Origin of the sequence: Brevundimonas sp. NIBR11, assembly GCF_027912535.1 — a bacterium.
In the GTDB taxonomy this organism is placed as follows: domain Bacteria; phylum Pseudomonadota; class Alphaproteobacteria; order Caulobacterales; family Caulobacteraceae; genus Brevundimonas.
This window is the reverse complement of record NZ_CP115465.1, coordinates 1,118,018-1,135,179: the sequence shown is the minus strand read 5'-3', so window position 1 is coordinate 1,135,179 and position 17,162 is coordinate 1,118,018. Positions and strand designations below refer to the sequence as shown.

General features: G+C 67.3%; 16 protein-coding genes. 4 read left to right on the top strand and 12 right to left on the bottom strand.

Going from position 1 to position 17,162, the window contains the following annotated elements; genetic code table 11:
* Positions 1-22 precede the first annotated feature (22 nt).
* Positions 23-445, top strand: a complete 423-nt coding sequence (locus O5O43_RS05475) for a VOC family protein (protein WP_271085903.1) — start codon at positions 23-25, stop codon at positions 443-445.
* On the opposite strand, the gene O5O43_RS05470 is transcribed toward O5O43_RS05475, so the two are convergent.
* On the bottom strand, positions 442-1,866 hold the full coding sequence (locus tag O5O43_RS05470) for a Do family serine endopeptidase (RefSeq protein WP_271085902.1): 1,425 nt from the start codon (positions 1,864-1,866) through the stop codon (positions 442-444). The genes O5O43_RS05475 and O5O43_RS05470 overlap by 4 nt on opposite strands.
* Before the next feature lie 37 nt (positions 1,867-1,903).
* The gene (locus tag O5O43_RS05465; RefSeq protein WP_271085901.1) at positions 1,904-3,151 is read right to left on the bottom strand and encodes a TCR/Tet family MFS transporter; all 1,248 of its coding nucleotides are present in this window, start codon (positions 3,149-3,151) and stop codon (positions 1,904-1,906) included.
* A 136-nt stretch (positions 3,152-3,287) separates the two neighbouring features.
* Here O5O43_RS05465 and O5O43_RS05460 point away from each other — a divergent pair, with 136 nt between their 5' ends.
* A complete protein-coding gene (locus O5O43_RS05460) occupies positions 3,288-6,131 on the top strand; it encodes a pitrilysin family protein (protein ID WP_271085900.1) in 2,844 nt (947 codons plus the stop codon).
* A 21-nt stretch (positions 6,132-6,152) separates the two neighbouring features.
* Here O5O43_RS05460 and O5O43_RS05455 read toward each other — a convergent pair whose 3' ends face one another.
* Positions 6,153-7,349 (bottom strand): carboxynorspermidine decarboxylase, encoded by a 1,197-nt coding sequence (locus O5O43_RS05455; protein WP_271085899.1) that lies wholly within the window; start codon positions 7,347-7,349, stop codon positions 6,153-6,155.
* 9 nt (positions 7,350-7,358) lie between these two features.
* Positions 7,359-8,564, bottom strand: coding sequence for a saccharopine dehydrogenase family protein (locus O5O43_RS05450; protein ID WP_271085898.1), 1,206 nt, complete (start codon positions 8,562-8,564; stop codon positions 7,359-7,361).
* 197 nt (positions 8,565-8,761) lie between these two features.
* Between O5O43_RS05450 and O5O43_RS05445 the strand changes: the two genes are divergently transcribed.
* Both O5O43_RS05445 and O5O43_RS05440 read left to right on the top strand, forming a co-directional pair.
* Complete coding sequence (locus tag O5O43_RS05445) at positions 8,762-9,703, top strand: ABC transporter ATP-binding protein (RefSeq protein ID WP_271085897.1); 942 nt, start codon at positions 8,762-8,764, stop codon at positions 9,701-9,703.
* A complete protein-coding gene (locus O5O43_RS05440; protein WP_271085896.1) occupies positions 9,693-10,553 on the top strand; it encodes a hypothetical protein in 861 nt (286 codons plus the stop codon). Before O5O43_RS05445 ends, O5O43_RS05440 begins: the two co-directional genes overlap by 11 nt.
* 3 nt (positions 10,554-10,556) lie before the next feature.
* Here O5O43_RS05440 and O5O43_RS05435 read toward each other — a convergent pair whose 3' ends face one another.
* The 8 genes from O5O43_RS05435 to O5O43_RS05400 all read right to left on the bottom strand — a co-directional run bounded on the left by O5O43_RS05435 (position 10,557) and on the right by O5O43_RS05400 (position 17,118).
* Entirely contained in the window at positions 10,557-11,210 is a 654-nt protein-coding gene (locus tag O5O43_RS05435) for a glutathione S-transferase family protein (RefSeq protein ID WP_271085895.1), read from the bottom strand.
* Positions 11,207-11,671: a GNAT family N-acetyltransferase gene (locus O5O43_RS05430; RefSeq protein ID WP_271085894.1), complete on the bottom strand. Its 465-nt coding sequence runs from the start codon at positions 11,669-11,671 to the stop codon at positions 11,207-11,209. The genes O5O43_RS05435 and O5O43_RS05430 overlap by 4 nt, the downstream gene beginning before the upstream one ends.
* Entirely contained in the window at positions 11,668-12,045 is a 378-nt protein-coding gene (locus O5O43_RS05425; protein ID WP_271085893.1) for a DUF4180 domain-containing protein, read from the bottom strand. Before O5O43_RS05425 ends, O5O43_RS05430 begins: the two co-directional genes overlap by 4 nt.
* A 76-nt stretch (positions 12,046-12,121) precedes the next feature.
* A complete protein-coding gene (gene rplQ, locus O5O43_RS05420) occupies positions 12,122-12,541 on the bottom strand; it encodes a 50S ribosomal protein L17 (RefSeq protein WP_271085892.1) in 420 nt (139 codons plus the stop codon).
* A gap of 103 nt (positions 12,542-12,644) precedes the next feature.
* A complete protein-coding gene (locus O5O43_RS05415; protein WP_271085891.1) occupies positions 12,645-13,664 on the bottom strand; it encodes a DNA-directed RNA polymerase subunit alpha in 1,020 nt (339 codons plus the stop codon).
* Positions 13,665-13,753: 89 nt separating this feature from the next.
* Complete coding sequence (gene rpsK / locus O5O43_RS05410; protein WP_008264180.1) at positions 13,754-14,143, bottom strand: 30S ribosomal protein S11; 390 nt, start codon at positions 14,141-14,143, stop codon at positions 13,754-13,756.
* A gap of 12 nt (positions 14,144-14,155) precedes the next feature.
* Complete coding sequence (gene rpsM / locus O5O43_RS05405; RefSeq protein WP_271085889.1) at positions 14,156-14,524, bottom strand: 30S ribosomal protein S13; 369 nt, start codon at positions 14,522-14,524, stop codon at positions 14,156-14,158.
* Positions 14,525-14,646: 122 nt separating this feature from the next.
* Positions 14,647-17,118 (bottom strand): zinc-dependent metalloprotease, encoded by a 2,472-nt coding sequence (locus O5O43_RS05400; protein ID WP_271085888.1) that lies wholly within the window; start codon positions 17,116-17,118, stop codon positions 14,647-14,649.
* Between the last annotated feature and the right edge of the window lie 44 nt (positions 17,119-17,162).

Below are 17,162 nucleotides of genomic sequence, written 5' to 3'. Positions count from 1 at the left end.
GGCCTGAAACCAAGGAGTTCGCATGGACCGCGTCGACGCGCCCCGGCCCCTCACCGGCATCACCCCCTACCTCAGCATCGCCTCCCGCGGCGGTCAGGCGGCGGTGGAGTTCTACGCCCGCGCCTTCGGAGCGATCGAGGTCCGCCGCATGCTGGCCGAGGACGGCGAGCGGCTGATGCACTCCCACCTCCATATCAACGGCGGCTCCGTGATGCTGTCCGACGAGTTCCCCGAGATGGGCGGCGAGGTCGATGTCGAGCCGAAGTCCGTGACCCTGCACCTCTATGTCGACGACGCCGACGAATGGTGGAACCGCGCCCTCGTGGCCGGCGCGGTCCCGATCCATCCCCTGGCCGACCAATTCTGGGGCGATCGCTACGGCGTGATCCAGGACCCGTTCGGCCACTGCTGGTCGATCGGATCGCCGATCAAGGCGGACGCCTAGCCGGTATAGCCTACCCGTCCGGTCATCACCCGGCCCTGACGCTGGATCGTCACCTCCGAGCCGCGGACCCCGCGACGGACGGCGGTGATGTCCCGCACTGGACGGCCGTCGATCTGGGTCACGACGTCGCCGGGACGGAAGCCGTTGGCCCTCGCTGCGGTCCGACCCCCGACGCCGGTGACGATGGCGCCGCTGGCGAACGGATCGCCGCCCAGACGGTCGGCCAGGGCCGGGTTGAGCACGGCGATTTCGGCCCCGGCGAAGGGACCCTGCTGGATCACCTCGCCATCGCCCTTGGCGTCGCCCGGCAGGGACTGGACCCGGGCGTTGATCGTCTGGATCCGGCCGTCGCGCAGGACGGTCACCGCCACGGCCTCGTTCGGGCTCTTCGTCCCGATGCGGAAGTTCAGGCCCGCCTGGTCATGGACCTCGGCCCCGTCGATGGCGGTGATGACGTCGCCCTGACGCAGGCCGGCCCGGTCGCCGGGACCGCCGTCGTAGAGGTCGGTAACGATCAGCCCCTGGGGCCGGGTGAGACCCAGCGAACGGGCGATCTCCGACGACACGGTGTCGCCTTTCACGCCGAGCCAGGGGCGGACGACCGCCGTCTCCCCGCCCAGCGCCGAATCGACGACCCGCCGCACCATCGAGGCCGGCACCGCGAAGCCGACGCCCGACGACGAACCCGACCGCGAGAAGATCGCCGTATTGATGCCGATGACGTCGCCGTCCATGTCCACCAGCGGCCCACCGGAGTTGCCCGGATTGATGGCCGCATCGGTCTGGATGAAGGAACCGCTGTCCGAGATCCCCGTCTCCGTCCGGTTCAGGGCCGAGATGATGCCGTTGGTCACCGTCTGGCCCACGCCGAACGGATTGCCGATGGCCAGGACCAGGTCGCCGACCTCCTGCTCCTCGCGGTCATCGATGGCGAGGACCGGAAGCTGTTCGGTGACCCCCTGCAGCTTGAGCACGGCGATGTCGGACCGGGCGTCGGCGAGGATCACCTCCGCCGGAAACTCGCGGCGATCGTTCAGGACCACCCGGATCTGCTGGGCGCCTTCGATGACGTGATTGTTGGTCACGACGATGCCGTCGGAGCGGACGATGACGCCCGAGCCGGCGCTCTCGGCCACCCGCTGCTGGGGCATGCCGCCGCCGAACATCTGGAAGAAGGGGTCGGCCTGGACCCGCTGGATCGATCGGGCGGAGATGTTGACCACGGCCGGCGCCGCCTCCCGCACCACGGGGGCGAAGCTCTGCTTCATCGTCGAGGCGTCGGTCGGAATCCGGCGGTCGGTGGGCTCGGCGAAGACGCCGTCCTGGGCCTTGGTCGAGTTGGCGTTGCCGCAGGCGGCCAGCGTCAGGGCCGCCGTGAGGGCGATCATCGAGGTCTTCATCGTCGTCCGGAAATGAGCCATGTCGAGGCCCCTATATCTGTCCCGCTTTCGGGCCGGATCAAGGCGTGGAGGCTGCGGCCTCGGCGCGTTCCGCCTTCACCCCGACGCGCCACCCCAGCAGGCCGGCGGCGGCAAGAACCGCTGCGGCCATGAAGAAGGCCATGCCCGGATGAGGAACCCAGGGCTCCGGCCCCACGGAGATTGCATAGACCCAGCCGAAGAACAGAGGTGAAGCGATGCCGGCGATGGAGGCGACCGAGTTGTTCGCGCCCTGAAGCTGACCCTGCTCGTCGTCCCCGACCCGTCGCGTCATCAGGGCCTGCATCGTGGGCATGGCGAGACCCCACAGGGCGTTGGGCAGCATGGCGAGGGTGAACCACAGGCCGTTCGGCGCCCAGCCCATCATGGCCATGCCGATCGTGCCGCCGAGGAAGCCCACCAGCATCGTCCTGCGATCGCCCAGCGCCTTAATGACCGGCCCCACCACCGCGCCCTGCATCGCCATGTCGACGACGCCCACTCCAGCCAGCAACAGCCCGACCTCGCGCGGACCCCAGCCGTAGCGGTGCATCGCATACAGCACGAAGATCGCCGAGAAGACGTGGTGCGAGAAATAGAGCAGGAAGTTCACCACCGCGAGGCCCGTGAGCTCCGCGTGGCGACGCAGAAGCTCCATTGCGCCGAGAGGATTGGCGCGCTTCCAGCTGAACGGCATCCGCTTCTCCGCCGGCAAGCTCTCGGGCAGGATGAACAACCCGTAGAGGAAGGCCACGCCGGACAGGGCGGCGGCGAACCAGAAGGGCGCCCGCGGCCCGATCTCGCCCAGAAACCCTCCGATGACCGGACCCAGCACGAACCCGCCCGAGAAGGCGGCGCCGATCAGCCCATAGGCCCGGGCCCGGTTCTCAGGCGCGGTGATGTCGGCCATATAGGCGTAGATCGCCGTGAAGCTGGAAGAGGTCAGGCCGCCCAGGATGCGTCCCACCGCCAGCCACCACAGGTTCGGGGCCAGGGCCATCAGCATCCAGTCCAGCGCCAGACCGGCGCAGGAAATCAGGATCACGGGGCGACGGCCGTAGCGATCCGACAGCGACCCGGTGACCGGCGAGGCCAGGAACTGCATCGCCGCCCACATGGCCACGAAGGCTCCGTTCCAGATCCCGGCCGAGGCGTCGGACCCCGCGAACTCCTCGATCAGCGACGGCAGGACCGGCATGATCACGCCCATCGACAGGATGTCGAGGACGGCCGTCACGAAGATGAAGGCGATGGCGGCCTTGCGGGCCTTGGGGTGCAGGATCGACATCGGACGCGAGGTCTAGCCGACGAACGCCGCAATGTCTCGCGTACGCGGCGCTGTCCACATTAACCCGTCGTAACTTTGAGGCGCGGCAGGGCCCGGCCTAGGGTCCGGCATCCAAGTCGTCACGTTTGAGGCCGTCATGTTCCGCGCACTGCTCCTCGGGTCTTCCTTCGCCGCGCTTCTGGCGGCCGCGCCGATGGCGGTTTCGGCCCAGACATCCGCCGAAATCGCTCCGCCGCCGCTGGAGTTCACCCATCGCGAACTGGCCAACGGCCTGGACGTCTACGCCATGCCCGACCCGACGGCAGGCACGGTGACGGTGCAGCTCTGGTACGACGTCGGCGGCAAGGACGACCCCGAAGGCCGCTCCGGCTTCGCCCACCTGTTCGAACACATTCTGTCTAGGAAGACCGTCAACCTGCCCTACGGCCAGATCTCGACCATCGTCGAGAACGCCGGCGGGTCACGCAACGCCTCTACCGGCCAGGACTTCACCAACTACTACGAGACCGTGCCGCCCCAGTATCTGGAGACCATGCTGTGGACCCACGCCGAGCGGATGGCCCGCCCGGTGGTCGATCAGGCCGTGTTCGACGCCGAACGCGCCATCGTCCAGGAAGAGCTGCGCCAGCGTGTCTACGCCCCGCCCTACGGCCGCCTCGGCGTCTTCGTCATCGGCGACAACGCTTATGACGAGCACATCTATCGCCGCAGCGTGATCGGCTCGCTGGAACAGCTGGACTCGGCTCGGATCGAGGACGCCCGCGCCTTCCACGAAGCCTACTACCGGCCCGCCACGGCGACCATGATCGTCTCAGGGAACTTCGAACCGGCCCAGCTGGATCGCTGGGTCGATCAGTATTTCGCGGGCATCCAGAACCCCGAGCGCCCGGTGCCGGTCTTCGAGCGGCCGGTCTCGCCGCCGCGCACCAGCCCCCGTCAGGTGACCGCCTACGCCCCAAACGTCCCCCTGCCCGCCATCGCGGCGATCTTCCCGGGCCCGAACGCCACCAGCGACGACAATGCGGCGCTGGAGGTTCTGGAGGCGGTCATGTCGCGCGGTCAGAGCTCTCGCCTCTACCAGTCCCTGATCTACCGACAACAGGTCGCCGCTTCCGCCTACCTCGGCCCTGACGTCGAGGAAGAAGGCGGCACGATCAACGCCCAGGTGACCGTCGCATCCGGCAAGACGGTCGAGGAGGCCGAGGCCGCCCTGAACGCGGAGATCGTCCGCATCCGCGACGAACCGATCACCGCCGCGGAACTGGCCGAGGCTCGCACCGAGCTGCTGGCCGCCGACCTGCGTCAGCGCGAAACCTCGTCCGGCCGCGCCTTCATGCTGGGCCGGGCCCTGGTCGCCGAGCACGATCCGCATGCGCCGGATGCGCGGGTCGCCGCCATCCGCGCCGTCACGGCCGCCGACGTTCAACGCGTGGCCCGCAAATATCTGGACGAGAGCGCCCGCGTCTCGATCCGCTATCTCGATGAAGGCCAGCGGCCCGCCGACGTGGCCGAGGATTCGTGGAAAAACCCGGCGCCGATGCCGACCTTCCTTACCGTGCCTCCGGCGATCCTCCCGGCCAACGAACTGCGTCCCGAGGGCCAGCGCGAAGCGCCGCCGGCGCCGTCCGAGCCGCGGGAGAAGGCCCAGCCGGTGATCGCCGAACGGACCCTGTCGAACGGCTTGCGGGTCATCGTGGCGCGCTCCACCGATCTGCCGATCATGAACGCCCAACTGGTCATCGCGGGCGGGGCGTCTTCCGATCCGGCGGATCGGCCCGGTCTGTCGAACTTCACCGCCGGCCTCGCCAGCCAGGGCGCGGGCGACCGCACCGCCCTGCAGATCGCCCAGGCTCTGGAGGCGGCCGGCGCCGTCGGCGGCGGAGGGGCCGATGCGGATTCCAGCTCCATCGGCTTCTCGGCCCCCATCGCCTCCGCCGGCGCCATCGGCGACATTCTGTCGGATGTGGTCGAGCGCCCGACCTTCGCCGACGCCGAGCTGGAGCGGGCCCGGACCCGGTCGGTCAACGCCCTGACCGTGGGCCTTCGCCAACCTGGCCCCTTGGCCAGCCTGGTGCTGAACCGCGCGGCCTTCGGCGCGGCCCCCTATGGCGCCCCGGCCTCGGGCGTGCCCGCCTCGGTGCAGTCGATCACCCGCGCCGAGGTCCAGGCCCAGCACGATCGCTGGTGGCGGCCAGACAACGCCGCCCTGATCATCACCGGCGGCATGAGCGCCGAGGAAGGCTTCGCCTTCGCCGAACGGACCCTGGGCGATTGGACCAGGCCCTCCGAAGCCCTGCCCACGGTCGGCGAGCGAGCCGGCGAGGCCCCGGCCCCGCGCCTGATCGTCGTCGACCTGCCGGGCGCGGGGCAGGCCGCCATCGCCGCCGGCGTTCGCGGTCCGGCGCGATCGGACCCCGACTTCTATCCTCTGGCCGTGGCCAACGCGGTGCTGGGCGGCGGTCAGAACGGCCATCTGTTCCAAGAAGTCCGGGCCAAGCGCGGCCTGAGCTACGGCGCCAACTCCTCCCTGCCGGCCCGGGCCGACAGCGGCCTCCTGACCGCGACGACCCAGACCAAGAACGAGAGCGCCCTGGAGGTCGTCGATCTAGTCCTGGCCCAGATGGACCGCGTTAGAACCGAGACCCTGAGCGAACAGGGCCTGACAGACCGCGAGACCTATCTGACCGGCGGCTTCTCCCGGAACATCGAGACGACCGGCGGCCTCAGCGGCTTCCTGGCCGACGCCGTGACGCTGGGCCTGCCGCTGGACGAATCCGAACGCTATGGCGACCGCATCCGGGCGACGACGCCGGCTTCGATGCAGGCCGCCGCCGCCCGCCTGACCTCGGATCAGGCCTATGTCGTCGTGGTCGGCGACAGCCGGATCTTCATCGACGCCATGCGGGCCGCCCACCCCGATCTGGTGCTGATCCCGGCCGCCGATCTGGACCTGCTAAGCCCCACCCTCGGGATCAACTGACGGGCCTTGAGCCCGCGACCGTCAGGACAGGCGGTCGCGGAAGGCCTCGTAGCCGAACTCGCGGACGATCGTCAGGGCGTCCGTCTCGGAGTTCCACAGGGCGATCGCCGGCAGGGGAACACCGTTGAAGGTGTTGGTCTTCACCATCGAATAGTGGGCTTGATCCAGGAAGGCGATGCGCGTCCCGGCCGTCGGCGGCGTCTCGAAGACGTAGTCGCCGAGAATGTCGCCGGCCAGGCAGGACGGGCCGCCGAGACGATAGCGCGTCCCCTCCGTCCCCTCGCCCAGCATGGCCGGGCGGTAGGGCGCCTCGATGACGTCGGGCATATGGCAGGTAGCCGAGATGTCGGTGATGGCGATGGGCAAACTGTTCTGGAAGGTGTCCAGCACCTGCCCGACCAGGATGCCGGCGTCGAGCGCGATCGCCTCGCCGGGTTCGATATAGACCTCCACCCCATGGCGCTCGTGCAGCGTCTTCAGGAAGGCGGCCAGACCGTCACGATCGTAGTCGGCGCGGGTCACATGGTGGCCGCCGCCGAGGTTCAGCCATTTCACATGCGGCAACAGTGGGGTCAGCTTCGGCTCAATCGCGCCCCAGACCCGCTCCAGCGGCTCGAACCCCTGTTCGCACAGGGCGTGCAGGTGCAGGCCATCGACGCCCTCGAGGTGCTCCGGCTTCAGCTGTGAGATCGGGAAGCCCAGACGCGACCCGAACTGGCAGGGGTCGTATTTGGCGACCTCGGCCTCGGAATGCTCCGGGTTGAGGCGCAGGCCGATGTCGAACACCTCGCCCTCGGCCCGAGCCGCCGCGATCAGGTCGGCGAAGCGGGCAACCTGGCTCGGGGTGTTGAAGATGACGCTGTCCGAAATCCGCAGGATCTCGGGCAGGTCCTCGGGCTTGTAGGCTGGGGAGTAGGTGGTCAGGTGACCCTTGTAGAACTCCCGCGCCAGTCGCGCCTCCCACAGGCCCGAGGCGCAGACGCCGTCCAGGTATTCCTCGACCACATCGGCCAGGGACCACATGGAGAAGGCCTTGAGCGCCAGCAGCACCCGAGCGCCGCCACGCTCTCCGACGTCCTTGAGGACGCCGAGGTTGCGACGGATCGCCATCTCATCGACCACGAAGGCGGGCGACGGGACGCGGTTCAGATCGAAGCGGGCGAAGGCGCCGGGGCCGCCGGCCTTGGTTTCCATAGCGGCCGTGGGAGTGTGCGACATGTCTCTAGGTCAGAAGGCCAGCGGAGCGTCCAGCTCCTCGACCGTCCAGGGCAGGCCGTGCTTGTTCAGCATGTCCATGAAGGGATCGGGATCAAGCTGCTCCATGTTGAACACGCCTTCGCCCTTCCAGGCGCCGGTGACCATCAGGGCCGCACCGATCATGGCCGGAACGCCGGTGGTGTAGCTGACGGCTTGGTTGCCGGTCTCGGCATAGGCCTCTTCGTGGTCGCAGATGTTCTTGACGTAGACCGTCTTCTGGACCCCGTCCTTCAGGCCGGTGGCGATGGTGCCGATGTTGGTCTTGCCCTTGGTCAGCGGGCCCAGCGAGGACGGTTCCGGCAGCAGGGCCTTCAGGAACTCGATGGGGATGATCTCGCGGCCCTGGAATTGCATCGGTTCGATCGACAGCATGCCGACGTTGCCCAGCACGTCGAGGTGCTTGAGGTATGAGTCGCCGAACGTCATCCAGAAGCGGATACGCTTGATCTCGGGATAGAACTTCGCCAGCGACTCCAACTCCTCATGGTACATGAGGTACATGTTCTTCGGCCCGACGCCCTCGAAGTCGAAGGTCTGCTTGTTGGTCAGGGCTGGACCCTCGATCCACTGGCCGTTTTCGAAGTGACGCGACGGGGCGGTCACTTCGCGCAGGTTGATCTCGGGGTTGAAGTTGGTCGCGAACGGCAGGCCGGTGTCGCCGCCGTTGCAGTCCAGGATGTCCAGCGTCTGGATGGTGTCCAACTGGTGCTTCTTCGTCCAGGTGGTGAAGACCGAGGTCACGCCGGGGTCGAAGCCCGAACCCAGCAGCGCCATCAAACCAGCTTCCTTGAAGCGATCCTGATAGGCCCACTGCCACTTGTATTCGAACTTGGCTTCGTCGCGCGGCTCGTAGTTGGCGGTGTCGAGGTAGTTCACGCCTGCGGCCAGGCAGGCGTCCATGATGTTCAGGTCCTGGTACGGCAGGGCCAGGTTAACGACCAGGACCGGCTGGACCTGATTGATCAGGGCGGTCGTGGCGGCGACGTCGTCGGCGTCGATGGCGGCTGTGTCGATCACCACGCCGGTGCGCTCCTTCACCGAGGCGGCGATGGCGTCGCACTTGGACTTCGTGCGCGAGGCCAGGGTGATGTGCGAGAAGATGTCGGGGTTCATCGCCATCTTGTGGACGGCCACCGATCCCACGCCGCCTGCGCCGATCACCAGAACCTTGCTCATCTTCGCCACTCCTGAAGTCATGTGTCGCTTGTCGTCGCGCTACCGGGCGCGCTGGACCGGGTCCTCTATACGAGGATGGCGTCTGTCGTAACCGTCGAATGACGCTATTTTACGTCGGCGACGTCGCGGCGAACCTGTCGGAAGCTTAATGCGCACCCCGCTTGTCGGTTTAACGCGAGCGGGCGAAGGTCAGGGCCATGAACGCTGTCATCGAGACCCGCAATCTGACCAAGACCTATGGGTCGGTGCGCGCCCTGGACGGGTTGAGCCTGTCGATCCCGCGCGGCGGGGTCTACGGCGTGCTGGGGCCGAACGGGGCGGGCAAGTCGACCCTGTTCCGCATCCTGCTGGGCCTGATCCGCTCCAGCGACGGTGAGGCCGTGGTCATGGGCGGGCGGATCGGCGACGTGGCCGCCTCGCGCCGCATGGGCTCGATGATCGAGACGCCGAGGTTCCCGCCCTTCATGACCGCGCGTCAGGTGCTGGTCTGGCTGTCAGCCGCTCACGGCCTGAGGCCCGATGCGGCGCGGGTCGCCGGCTGGCTGGAGCGCGTCGGCCTGACCGAGGCCGGCGACCGCAAGGTGCGCGGCTTCTCCGTCGGCATGCTGCAACGGTTGGGCGTAGCCGCTGCCCTGATCACCGAGCCCGAACTCGTCATCCTCGATGAGCCGACCAGCGGCATGGACCCGCCCGGCATCCAGGAAATGCGCGCCCTGATCCGGTCTCTGTCCGAGAAGGACGGGATAACCGTCATCCTGGCCAGCCACCAGTTGCTGGAGGTCCAGCGCGTCTGCGACCGCGTGGCCATCCTGAACCGGGGCAGGCTGGTGCGCGAGGGTCTGGTCTCGGACCTGACCGCGTCCGGCGAACGGCTGCGGCTGTCGGCAACGCCGCTGTCGAAGACACTGGAAATCGTTTCCGCCCTGCCCGGCGCATCTGGAGTGGTCGAGGCCGACGCCGTGATGGCCACCTTGCCCCGCGCCGAGGCGCCCGCCCTGCTGCGCGCCCTGGTCCAGGGCGGCGTCGATATCGACGAGGCCCGCTGGATCGGCGCCGATCTGGAGAGCGTCTTCATGAGCGAGACCGGTTCGGTGCAACACCCGGAGAAGTTCATTCAGGAGGTGGGCCATGCTGGCTGACGCCCTTCGCTCCGAGGCCTATCGCTTCGCCCGAAACCGTACGACGGCGCTGTGGAGCATCGTCTTCTTCCCCGTCGTCGCCCTGGTCATCGGTCTATTCGGCCAGATGTTCATGAAGTCCAAGATGGTGGAGATCCAGGGTGCGAATCTGCCGCCCAATCTGATCGCCGGGGGGCCGCTCGACCTCGGCCAATCGCTGGTCTCGGTCGCCACCGACATGGCCAATCCCATCACCCTGCTGTTCGTCCTGATCGGCATGGCGACCCTCTACGCGGGCGACTATCGCTGGGAGACCTGGCGGCTGATCACGGCGCGGAACAGCCGACTGAACCTCGTTCTCGGCAAGGTCGGGGTGGCCAAGCTGCTTACCCTGGTGGTCCTCGCCGTCATGCTGGTCTGCGGCATGATCGGCGAACTGGGCAAGGCGATCATCTTCGCTCGGCCATTGACCTTTTCCATGGATAGCGAGACGGCGGCGAAGTTCTTCGAACTGGTCCTGTTGAGCTACATCCGCATCGTCCGGGTGGGCTTGCTGGGCCTGCTGGCGGCGGTGATGACCCGCTCGCTGATCGCCACCCTCTTCGTGCCCATCGTGGTCTCGATCGCTCAGGCCTTCGCCGGCAACTTCATCGCCTTCGTGGGCTGGACGCCCCAGTCGTGGCAGCCGCACCTGCTGCTGCCCAACATCTCCTACGACGTGCTGAAGGGGGCAATCCTGCATACGCCCAGCCTGACAGCGGGCGGCGGAGACGGTGTCTGGCCGGCCGTCCTGGGCCTGCTCCTGTGGTGCGCGATCCCTCTGGTCGCGGCAATCGCCTGGTTCACGCAGCAGGACCTGTCGAAGGAGTAGACCTCAGTCCTCGTCGGGCGCGCCGAGCGGGAAGTAGTTCCGGTACGGCCGCGCCTCGTCGAGTGCGCGGGCATAGGACGGCCGGGCCAGCAGGCGGCGGCGATAGGCCCACAGATGGACGTGCTCCTTCGGGATCGCGTGAGTCCAGTGTGCGTAGAGCAGGCCCGGCGCGGCGCCGCAGTCGGCCAGGGTGAAAACCTCGCCCGCCGCCCAGCTGCGGTCGGCCATTACCTCGTTCAGCCAGGAGTAGGCGGTCTCCAGCTTCGCCTTCGCCTCCTGATCGATCAAGGGATCGCGCTGACCCTCGGGCCGCAGGGCGTTGTAGATGATGCGCTGCTGGTTGGCCTGAAGGTGATTGTCGAATACCCTATCCATGAACCGTGTCTCAAGCGCCAGGTCGGGATCGGTGGGAATCATGGGTGTCGCGGGCGAGATCCGGTCTAGCCGTTCGATGATGATCGAGGCCTCGGCGAAGCGGCGGTCGCCGTCTCTCAGAATTGGGAACTGGCCGAAGGGCCAGAGCGATTTCAACTCCGCCATCGCCCCTTCATCCTCCAGCATCCGCTGGGTGAACGGCAGGTCCTTTTCGTAGAAGGCGACGATGGCCTTCTGGCAGTAGGACGAGAAGGGGTGGCTGTAGAGGATCAGGTCGGTCATAGGCGCTTCTCCATCCAGACGTTGCAGCGGGCGTAGGGCGTCGGCTGCGGCGGCAGATCCACGAAGCCGAACCGGTGGTACAGGGCGATGGCGTGGGTCTGGGAACTGTTGGTCTCCAGATACAGACGCGACGCCCCGGCGGATCGGGCGTGGGCCTCGCAGGCGTCGAGCAGCTTGCGCCCGAGGCCGAGGCTTTGCGCATCGGCGGCCACCGCCATCTTGCCGACTTCGAAGCCGTCGGGCATGGCCATCAGGGAACAGCAGCCGACCGCCTCCCCGTCCCGCTCGGCGATGAAGATGACGCCACCCTTCGACAGGATCGATCCCTCCGGATCGTCGAGCACCAGACGGTCCTTGGCCTCCAGCACATAGCCGCCCGCGAGGATCCAGTATTCGTTCAACGACACCCAGGCGGCGGCATGATCCGGCCGGTAAGGGATGATCGCGATGTCGACGGTCATGCGGGGACCTGATCCTCGAGACGTTTCCGGAATGCGGCTTCGTCGTCCGCGAACCAGACCTGCGTACCGCGATTGCTCTCGCGAACGAAGTCCCTCAGGGCGTCGCTGGCGGCCACCGCTTCCGAGATGTCCCCGACAACGGCCAGACCGATACGATAGGTCGAGCATTTCTGGGCCATCTCGCCGGCCAGACGTGTGCGCAGACGCAGGAAATCCGGCCCGAGGCGACTGACCGGCAGCAACAGCCAGTCGGCCTCCAGCGACATCGCTTCCGACATGAAGTCATTGACGTCCCGCTCGGCGACCAAAAGCGCGCCCTGAGGGGCGCAGACCGCGATCCGCTTTGATCCGATGATCTCCAGGTCGGCGGTCATGCCGGGCCTCCGCTCAAGCAAAAGGGCGACCCGGTCGCCCGGGTCGCCCTTCAGATACATGGTCGTGCGCCGAAGCCTACGCCTCGTCGTCACCCTCGATCGCATAGACCGGACCCGAGTCCTGGCCCTTGGCCGAGGTGTCGCGGTCGACGAACTCGATCACGGCCATCGGGGCGTTGTCGCCGTGGCGATAGCCGGCCTTCATGATGCGGATATAGCCGCCGTTGCGCTCGGCGTAACGCGGGCCGATCGTTTCGAACAGCTTGCCCACCTGGGTCACGTCACGGACGTGGCTGATGGCCTGACGACGGGCGTGCAGATCGCCCTTCTTGCCTAAGGTCACCAGCTTCTCGACGAAGGGGCGAAGCTCCTTGGCCTTGGGCAGGGTGGTCGTGATCTGCTCGTGCTTGATCAGCGACGCGGCCATGTTGGCGAACATGGCGGTGCGGTGGCTGGCCGTGCGGCCGAGCTTGCGATAGGCGGCGCCGTGGCGCATCGGGGTCTCTCCTACTCCGGCTCCGGTTTCCCTCACGGGGACCCTGAGCCGCTATCATTCTAACCGCTCCGATGACTGATGAGGTCCGGGCGGAGGGTTGAAACTAGATCTGGTCGTCGAACTTTTTGGCCAGGTCTTCGATGTTTTCCGGGGGCCAGTTCGGCACGTCCATGCCGAGCGACAGACCCATGGAGGTCAGCACTTCCTTGATCTCGTTCAGCGACTTGCGGCCGAAGTTCGGGGTGCGGAGCATCTCGCCTTCGGTCTTCTGGATGAGATCGCCGATGTAGACGATGTTGTCGTTCTTCAGGCAGTTGGCCGAACGGACCGACAGTTCCAGCTCGTCGACCTTCTTCAGCAGAGCCGGGTTGAACGGCAGGTCGGGCTTGCCATCCGTGGCTTCGACAGCCTTCTTCGGTTCGTCGAACGTGATGAAGATCTGAAGCTGGTCTTGCAGGATGCGCGAGGCGTAGGCCACCGCGTCAACCGGCGAGACGGCTCCGTTGGTTTCGACTTCCAGAACCAGCTTGTCGTAGTCCAGCGACTGACCCTGGCGGGTCGGCTCGACGCGATAAGCGACGCGCTTGACCGGCGAATACAGGGCGTCGACGGCGATTAGGCCGATCGGGGCGTCTTCCGGACGATTGAACTCCGAGGCGACATAGCCCTTGCCGTTCTGAACGGTCAGTTCCATGCGGATCGAAGCGCCGTCATCCAGGGTGCAGATGACGTGGTTCGGGTTCAGCACCTCGATGTCCGACGGGACGTCGATCTGGCCGGCGGTGACCGGGCCGGGGCCGGTGGCCTTCAGCGTCATGCGCTTGGGGCCTTCGGCGTGCATGCGCAGGGCCAGCTGCTTGATGTTCAGCACGATGTCGACGACGTCCTCCCGCACGCCTTCCAGCGACGAGAATTCGTGCACGACGCCATCGATCTGGATGGCGGTGACGGCCGCGCCTTGCAGCGACGACAGGAGGACGCGGCGCAGGGCGTTGCCGAGCGTCACGCCGAAACCACGCTCGAGGGGCTCGGCGACCAGCCGCGCTTTGCGCTGGGCGTCAGAACCGAGTTCGATCTGCGGCTTCTCGGGACGAATCAGTTCTTGCCAGTTTCGTTCGATCATGGGTGTCCCTCGAATGGAGTTCGCCGGTCCCTCGCGACCTCGTCAGGTGCGTACAGGACCGGCGTGAGATGGGGAGGCGTAGGCGTGGCTTAGACGCGGCGACGCTTGGGCGGACGGCAACCGTTGTGCGGCATCGGGGTGACGTCGCGGATGGTCGTGATGGTCAGGCCGACCGACTGCAGGGCGCGCAGGGCCGACTCACGGCCGGAACCCGGACCGGAGACATTGACTTCCAGCGTCTTGACGCCGTGTTCCTGGGCCTTCTTCCCGGCGTCTTCGGCAGCCATCTGGGCGGCGTACGGGGTCGACTTGCGCGAACCCTTGAAGCCCATGTGACCGGCCGACGACCAGGAAATCGCGTTCCCTTGAGCGTCGGTGATGGTCACCATCGTGTTGTTGAACGAAGCATTCACGTGGGCGACGCCCGAGGTGATGTTCTTGCGCTCGCGCTTCTTTACGCGACCCGGTTCCTTGGCCATCAGTTCGCTCTCTTACTTCTTCTTGCCGGCGATCGGCTTGGCGGGACCCTTGCGGGTGCGGGCGTTCGTGTGGGTGCGCTGGCCGCGGACCGGCAGGCCCTTGCGATGACGCAGGCCGCGGTAGCAGGCGAGGTCCATAAGACGCTTGATGTTCATCGACGTCTCGCGGCGCAGGTCGCCCTCGACGGTGTGGTCGCGGTCGATCGTCTCGCGGATCTGCAGGACTTCGGCGTCCGTCAGCTGGTTCACGCGGCGAGCCGGCTCGATGCCGACCTTCTCGGTGATTTCCTTGGCCGACGCAGGGCCGATGCCGTGAATGTACTGAAGCGCGATTTCAACGCGCTTGTTGGTCGGAATGTTGACGCCAGCGATACGGGCCACGAAGCTCTCCAGATGCGCGTTGACAGACGCATAAAACGCTCCGGTCAACAGACCAGGAGCGTGCGCGTCTTTCGCGGAAGCGGGCCTTATACAGGTGATTCAGTTTCCGTCAACCGGCGCGGTCAGGTTCCGCAGTGCCAGCAGCTCTCCGCCCCGATCGGACTGCCCGGCGGGGTCGGGGTTTCGATGCGGTTGGCGTCCAGTAGCTGGTCCATCCGCTCGCGGTCGGTGATCAGGGCGGCCAGCCAGTGGTCATGAGCGCGCTGGACCCGATCGTCGGCGCGCGACGTGGCCAGCCGCCTCGCCAGCGCCTCCAGCCGATCGCTGACCACGGCGGCCGTGGTTCCAGAAACGGCGGACGACCGCGTCAACCCGGCCAGCGTCAGGACGGTTCGAGCCTGAACCCGGCGCGCGGGTTCGGCGAGGCGGCCGTCGGCGGGTCTGAAGGCGGTGGCGATGACGTTGTCGATGGTCTCGGCGAGACCCAGGGCGCCGGGGTCGCGACGTTCGGCGTCGGCGAGACGTTCGACCCGGCGGGGGGCGAACAGGGCGGTCAAGGTCGTGTCCGCGGCGGCCTCGACGGCGCTGCCGGGGTCAAAGATCTGGCCCTGCCGGGTGGCGAAGACCTCAATGTCGTGCTGGGGGTCGCTGTCGCCCGACTGCTGGGCGTCGAGCAGGGCCAGAAGCGGCTCGGGCAGATCGAGCGCGGCGGGATCCAGGGTCGTCATCAGGACGGCCAGGGCCGCGCGTTGGGTCGCGGCCGGAATCGGCGTCGACGCCTCGCGGCCGTCGCCCACGACCGGGTAGCCGTAGTCGATGCCGCCGACGAGCTTGGCGACCGCATCCACCTGGTAGCGATGGTAGAGATAGATCGGCACGAGGCGCCGACGCAGGTCGTTGACGGCGGAGCCGGCGGGCAGGTTGCCCAGGCCGAAATGATCCAACGCCACGCGGCGGACCTGCATCAGGTGGGTCAGCTCCGCGACCGGGTCCGAGCCGTTGTCCCACAGACTGCCCCAGGGCTGGGCGTCGCCGCCGACGCGGGCGTCGCCATCGGACGTGAAGCGCAGTCGGGCCGCGCCCTCGGTCGCTCGCCGATTCAGCTCGGCCTGAGAGACGTCGGCATAGAGCCAATCGATGGCGAACCGGTCCCACTCGCCCATGCCGACGGCATAGGCGTCCGAGAAATCCAGACGGTCTCCGTTCACGGCGATCTGCGGCACCGGGTAATCCATCACCGAGGCGCGGTCCTGGGTCGACGCGGCGAAGTTGTGAAGCAGGCCGATGGCATGGCCGACCTCGTGCGCCGACAACTGACGAATGCGGGCCAGTGCGATGACCTGCGGATCGTTGGGACCGCCCTGCCCCGTCTGATCGGCGCCGACCAGACCCTCGAAGATCAGCATGTCCTGACGCATACGCAGAGAGCCGAGCAGGACGCTACCCTTGACGATCTCGCCGGTGCGGGGATCTACGACGCTTTGACCATACGACCAGCTGCGGGTCGCGCGGTTGACCCAGTTGATGACGTTATAACGGGCGTCCAGCGGATCGACGCCCTCGGGCAGGACCTCGACGCGGAATGCGTCGATGTAACCGGCCGCGTCAAACGCCTGGGCCCACCACTGGGCGCCCTCGATTAGGGCCGAGCGGATCGGCTCGGGCGCCGCGCGGTCAACGTAGAAGACGATGGGCTCGACCACTGTGGAACGGGCGGCTGATGGATCAGTCTTCAGCAGCCGGAACCGGTTGGCCAGTCGGCTGACGATGGGCGCGTCCAGCGGCGCCGAAAAGTCAGTGACGACGGTCGACAGCGCGCCGGTGCGCGGGTCATAGGCGCGCGGTTGGTATCCGGCGTCGGGCAAGCGGATAAAGCTGTGATGGACGGTAAATGTCGCCAGCCGGGCGTCGGGCGCGATCTGGCGTAGCACCGGACCGGGGCCATCGACGGAGAAGGTCAGTCGGGCCTCGAATTCGACGTTGTCGGGGAAGGCCTTGGCCTGGGACGCGTCCACCACGGTCAGATCGGCGTTGGGGCGCAGCGTCCCCTGCCCCGTCTGTGCCAGGGCCTGGACGATGCCGTGGGCGTCGCGGGTGATGAAACTGGAGATGTCCACCAGCACGGAACCGTCCGGCGCAGCGGCCACGACGTCGCCGGCCCAGACCGTCGAGCCGACGAAGGCGTCGCGGGCCGCAGCCTGTTCATCCGTAGTACCGTTCGGCGCCCGATAGCGGGGGTTCTCGAACTCGGCGAGCACGCGTTTGCCGATGCGACGGAAGGCGAGGATATTGGTCGGCCCGATCTGGGCGCGGTCCAGCCCTGTCATCGCCGACCCGACACCGGTGCGGAGCGCCGTGTGGTGGATGACGCGAGCCAGCGTGCCGTCAGCGGCCGGAGCGGGAAGCTGCAGCAGGACCTTGCCGGATGCGGCGTCCGTGAAAAGAGTCAAGAGCCCGTCCTGGCGCGTCAGGCCATCAATGGACTGGGCATAGGTGGCGGGCGTCGTCTGCGCCGTCGCGATCGCCGGGATCGCGACGCTCATCGCCAGAGCCAGGGCGATCGCCGTCGCCGTTCCGTCGAACCTGAAAGTCATGGACGCCCCACCGCAAGTTGGGGCGCAGTTGGGAGTGATTGCCG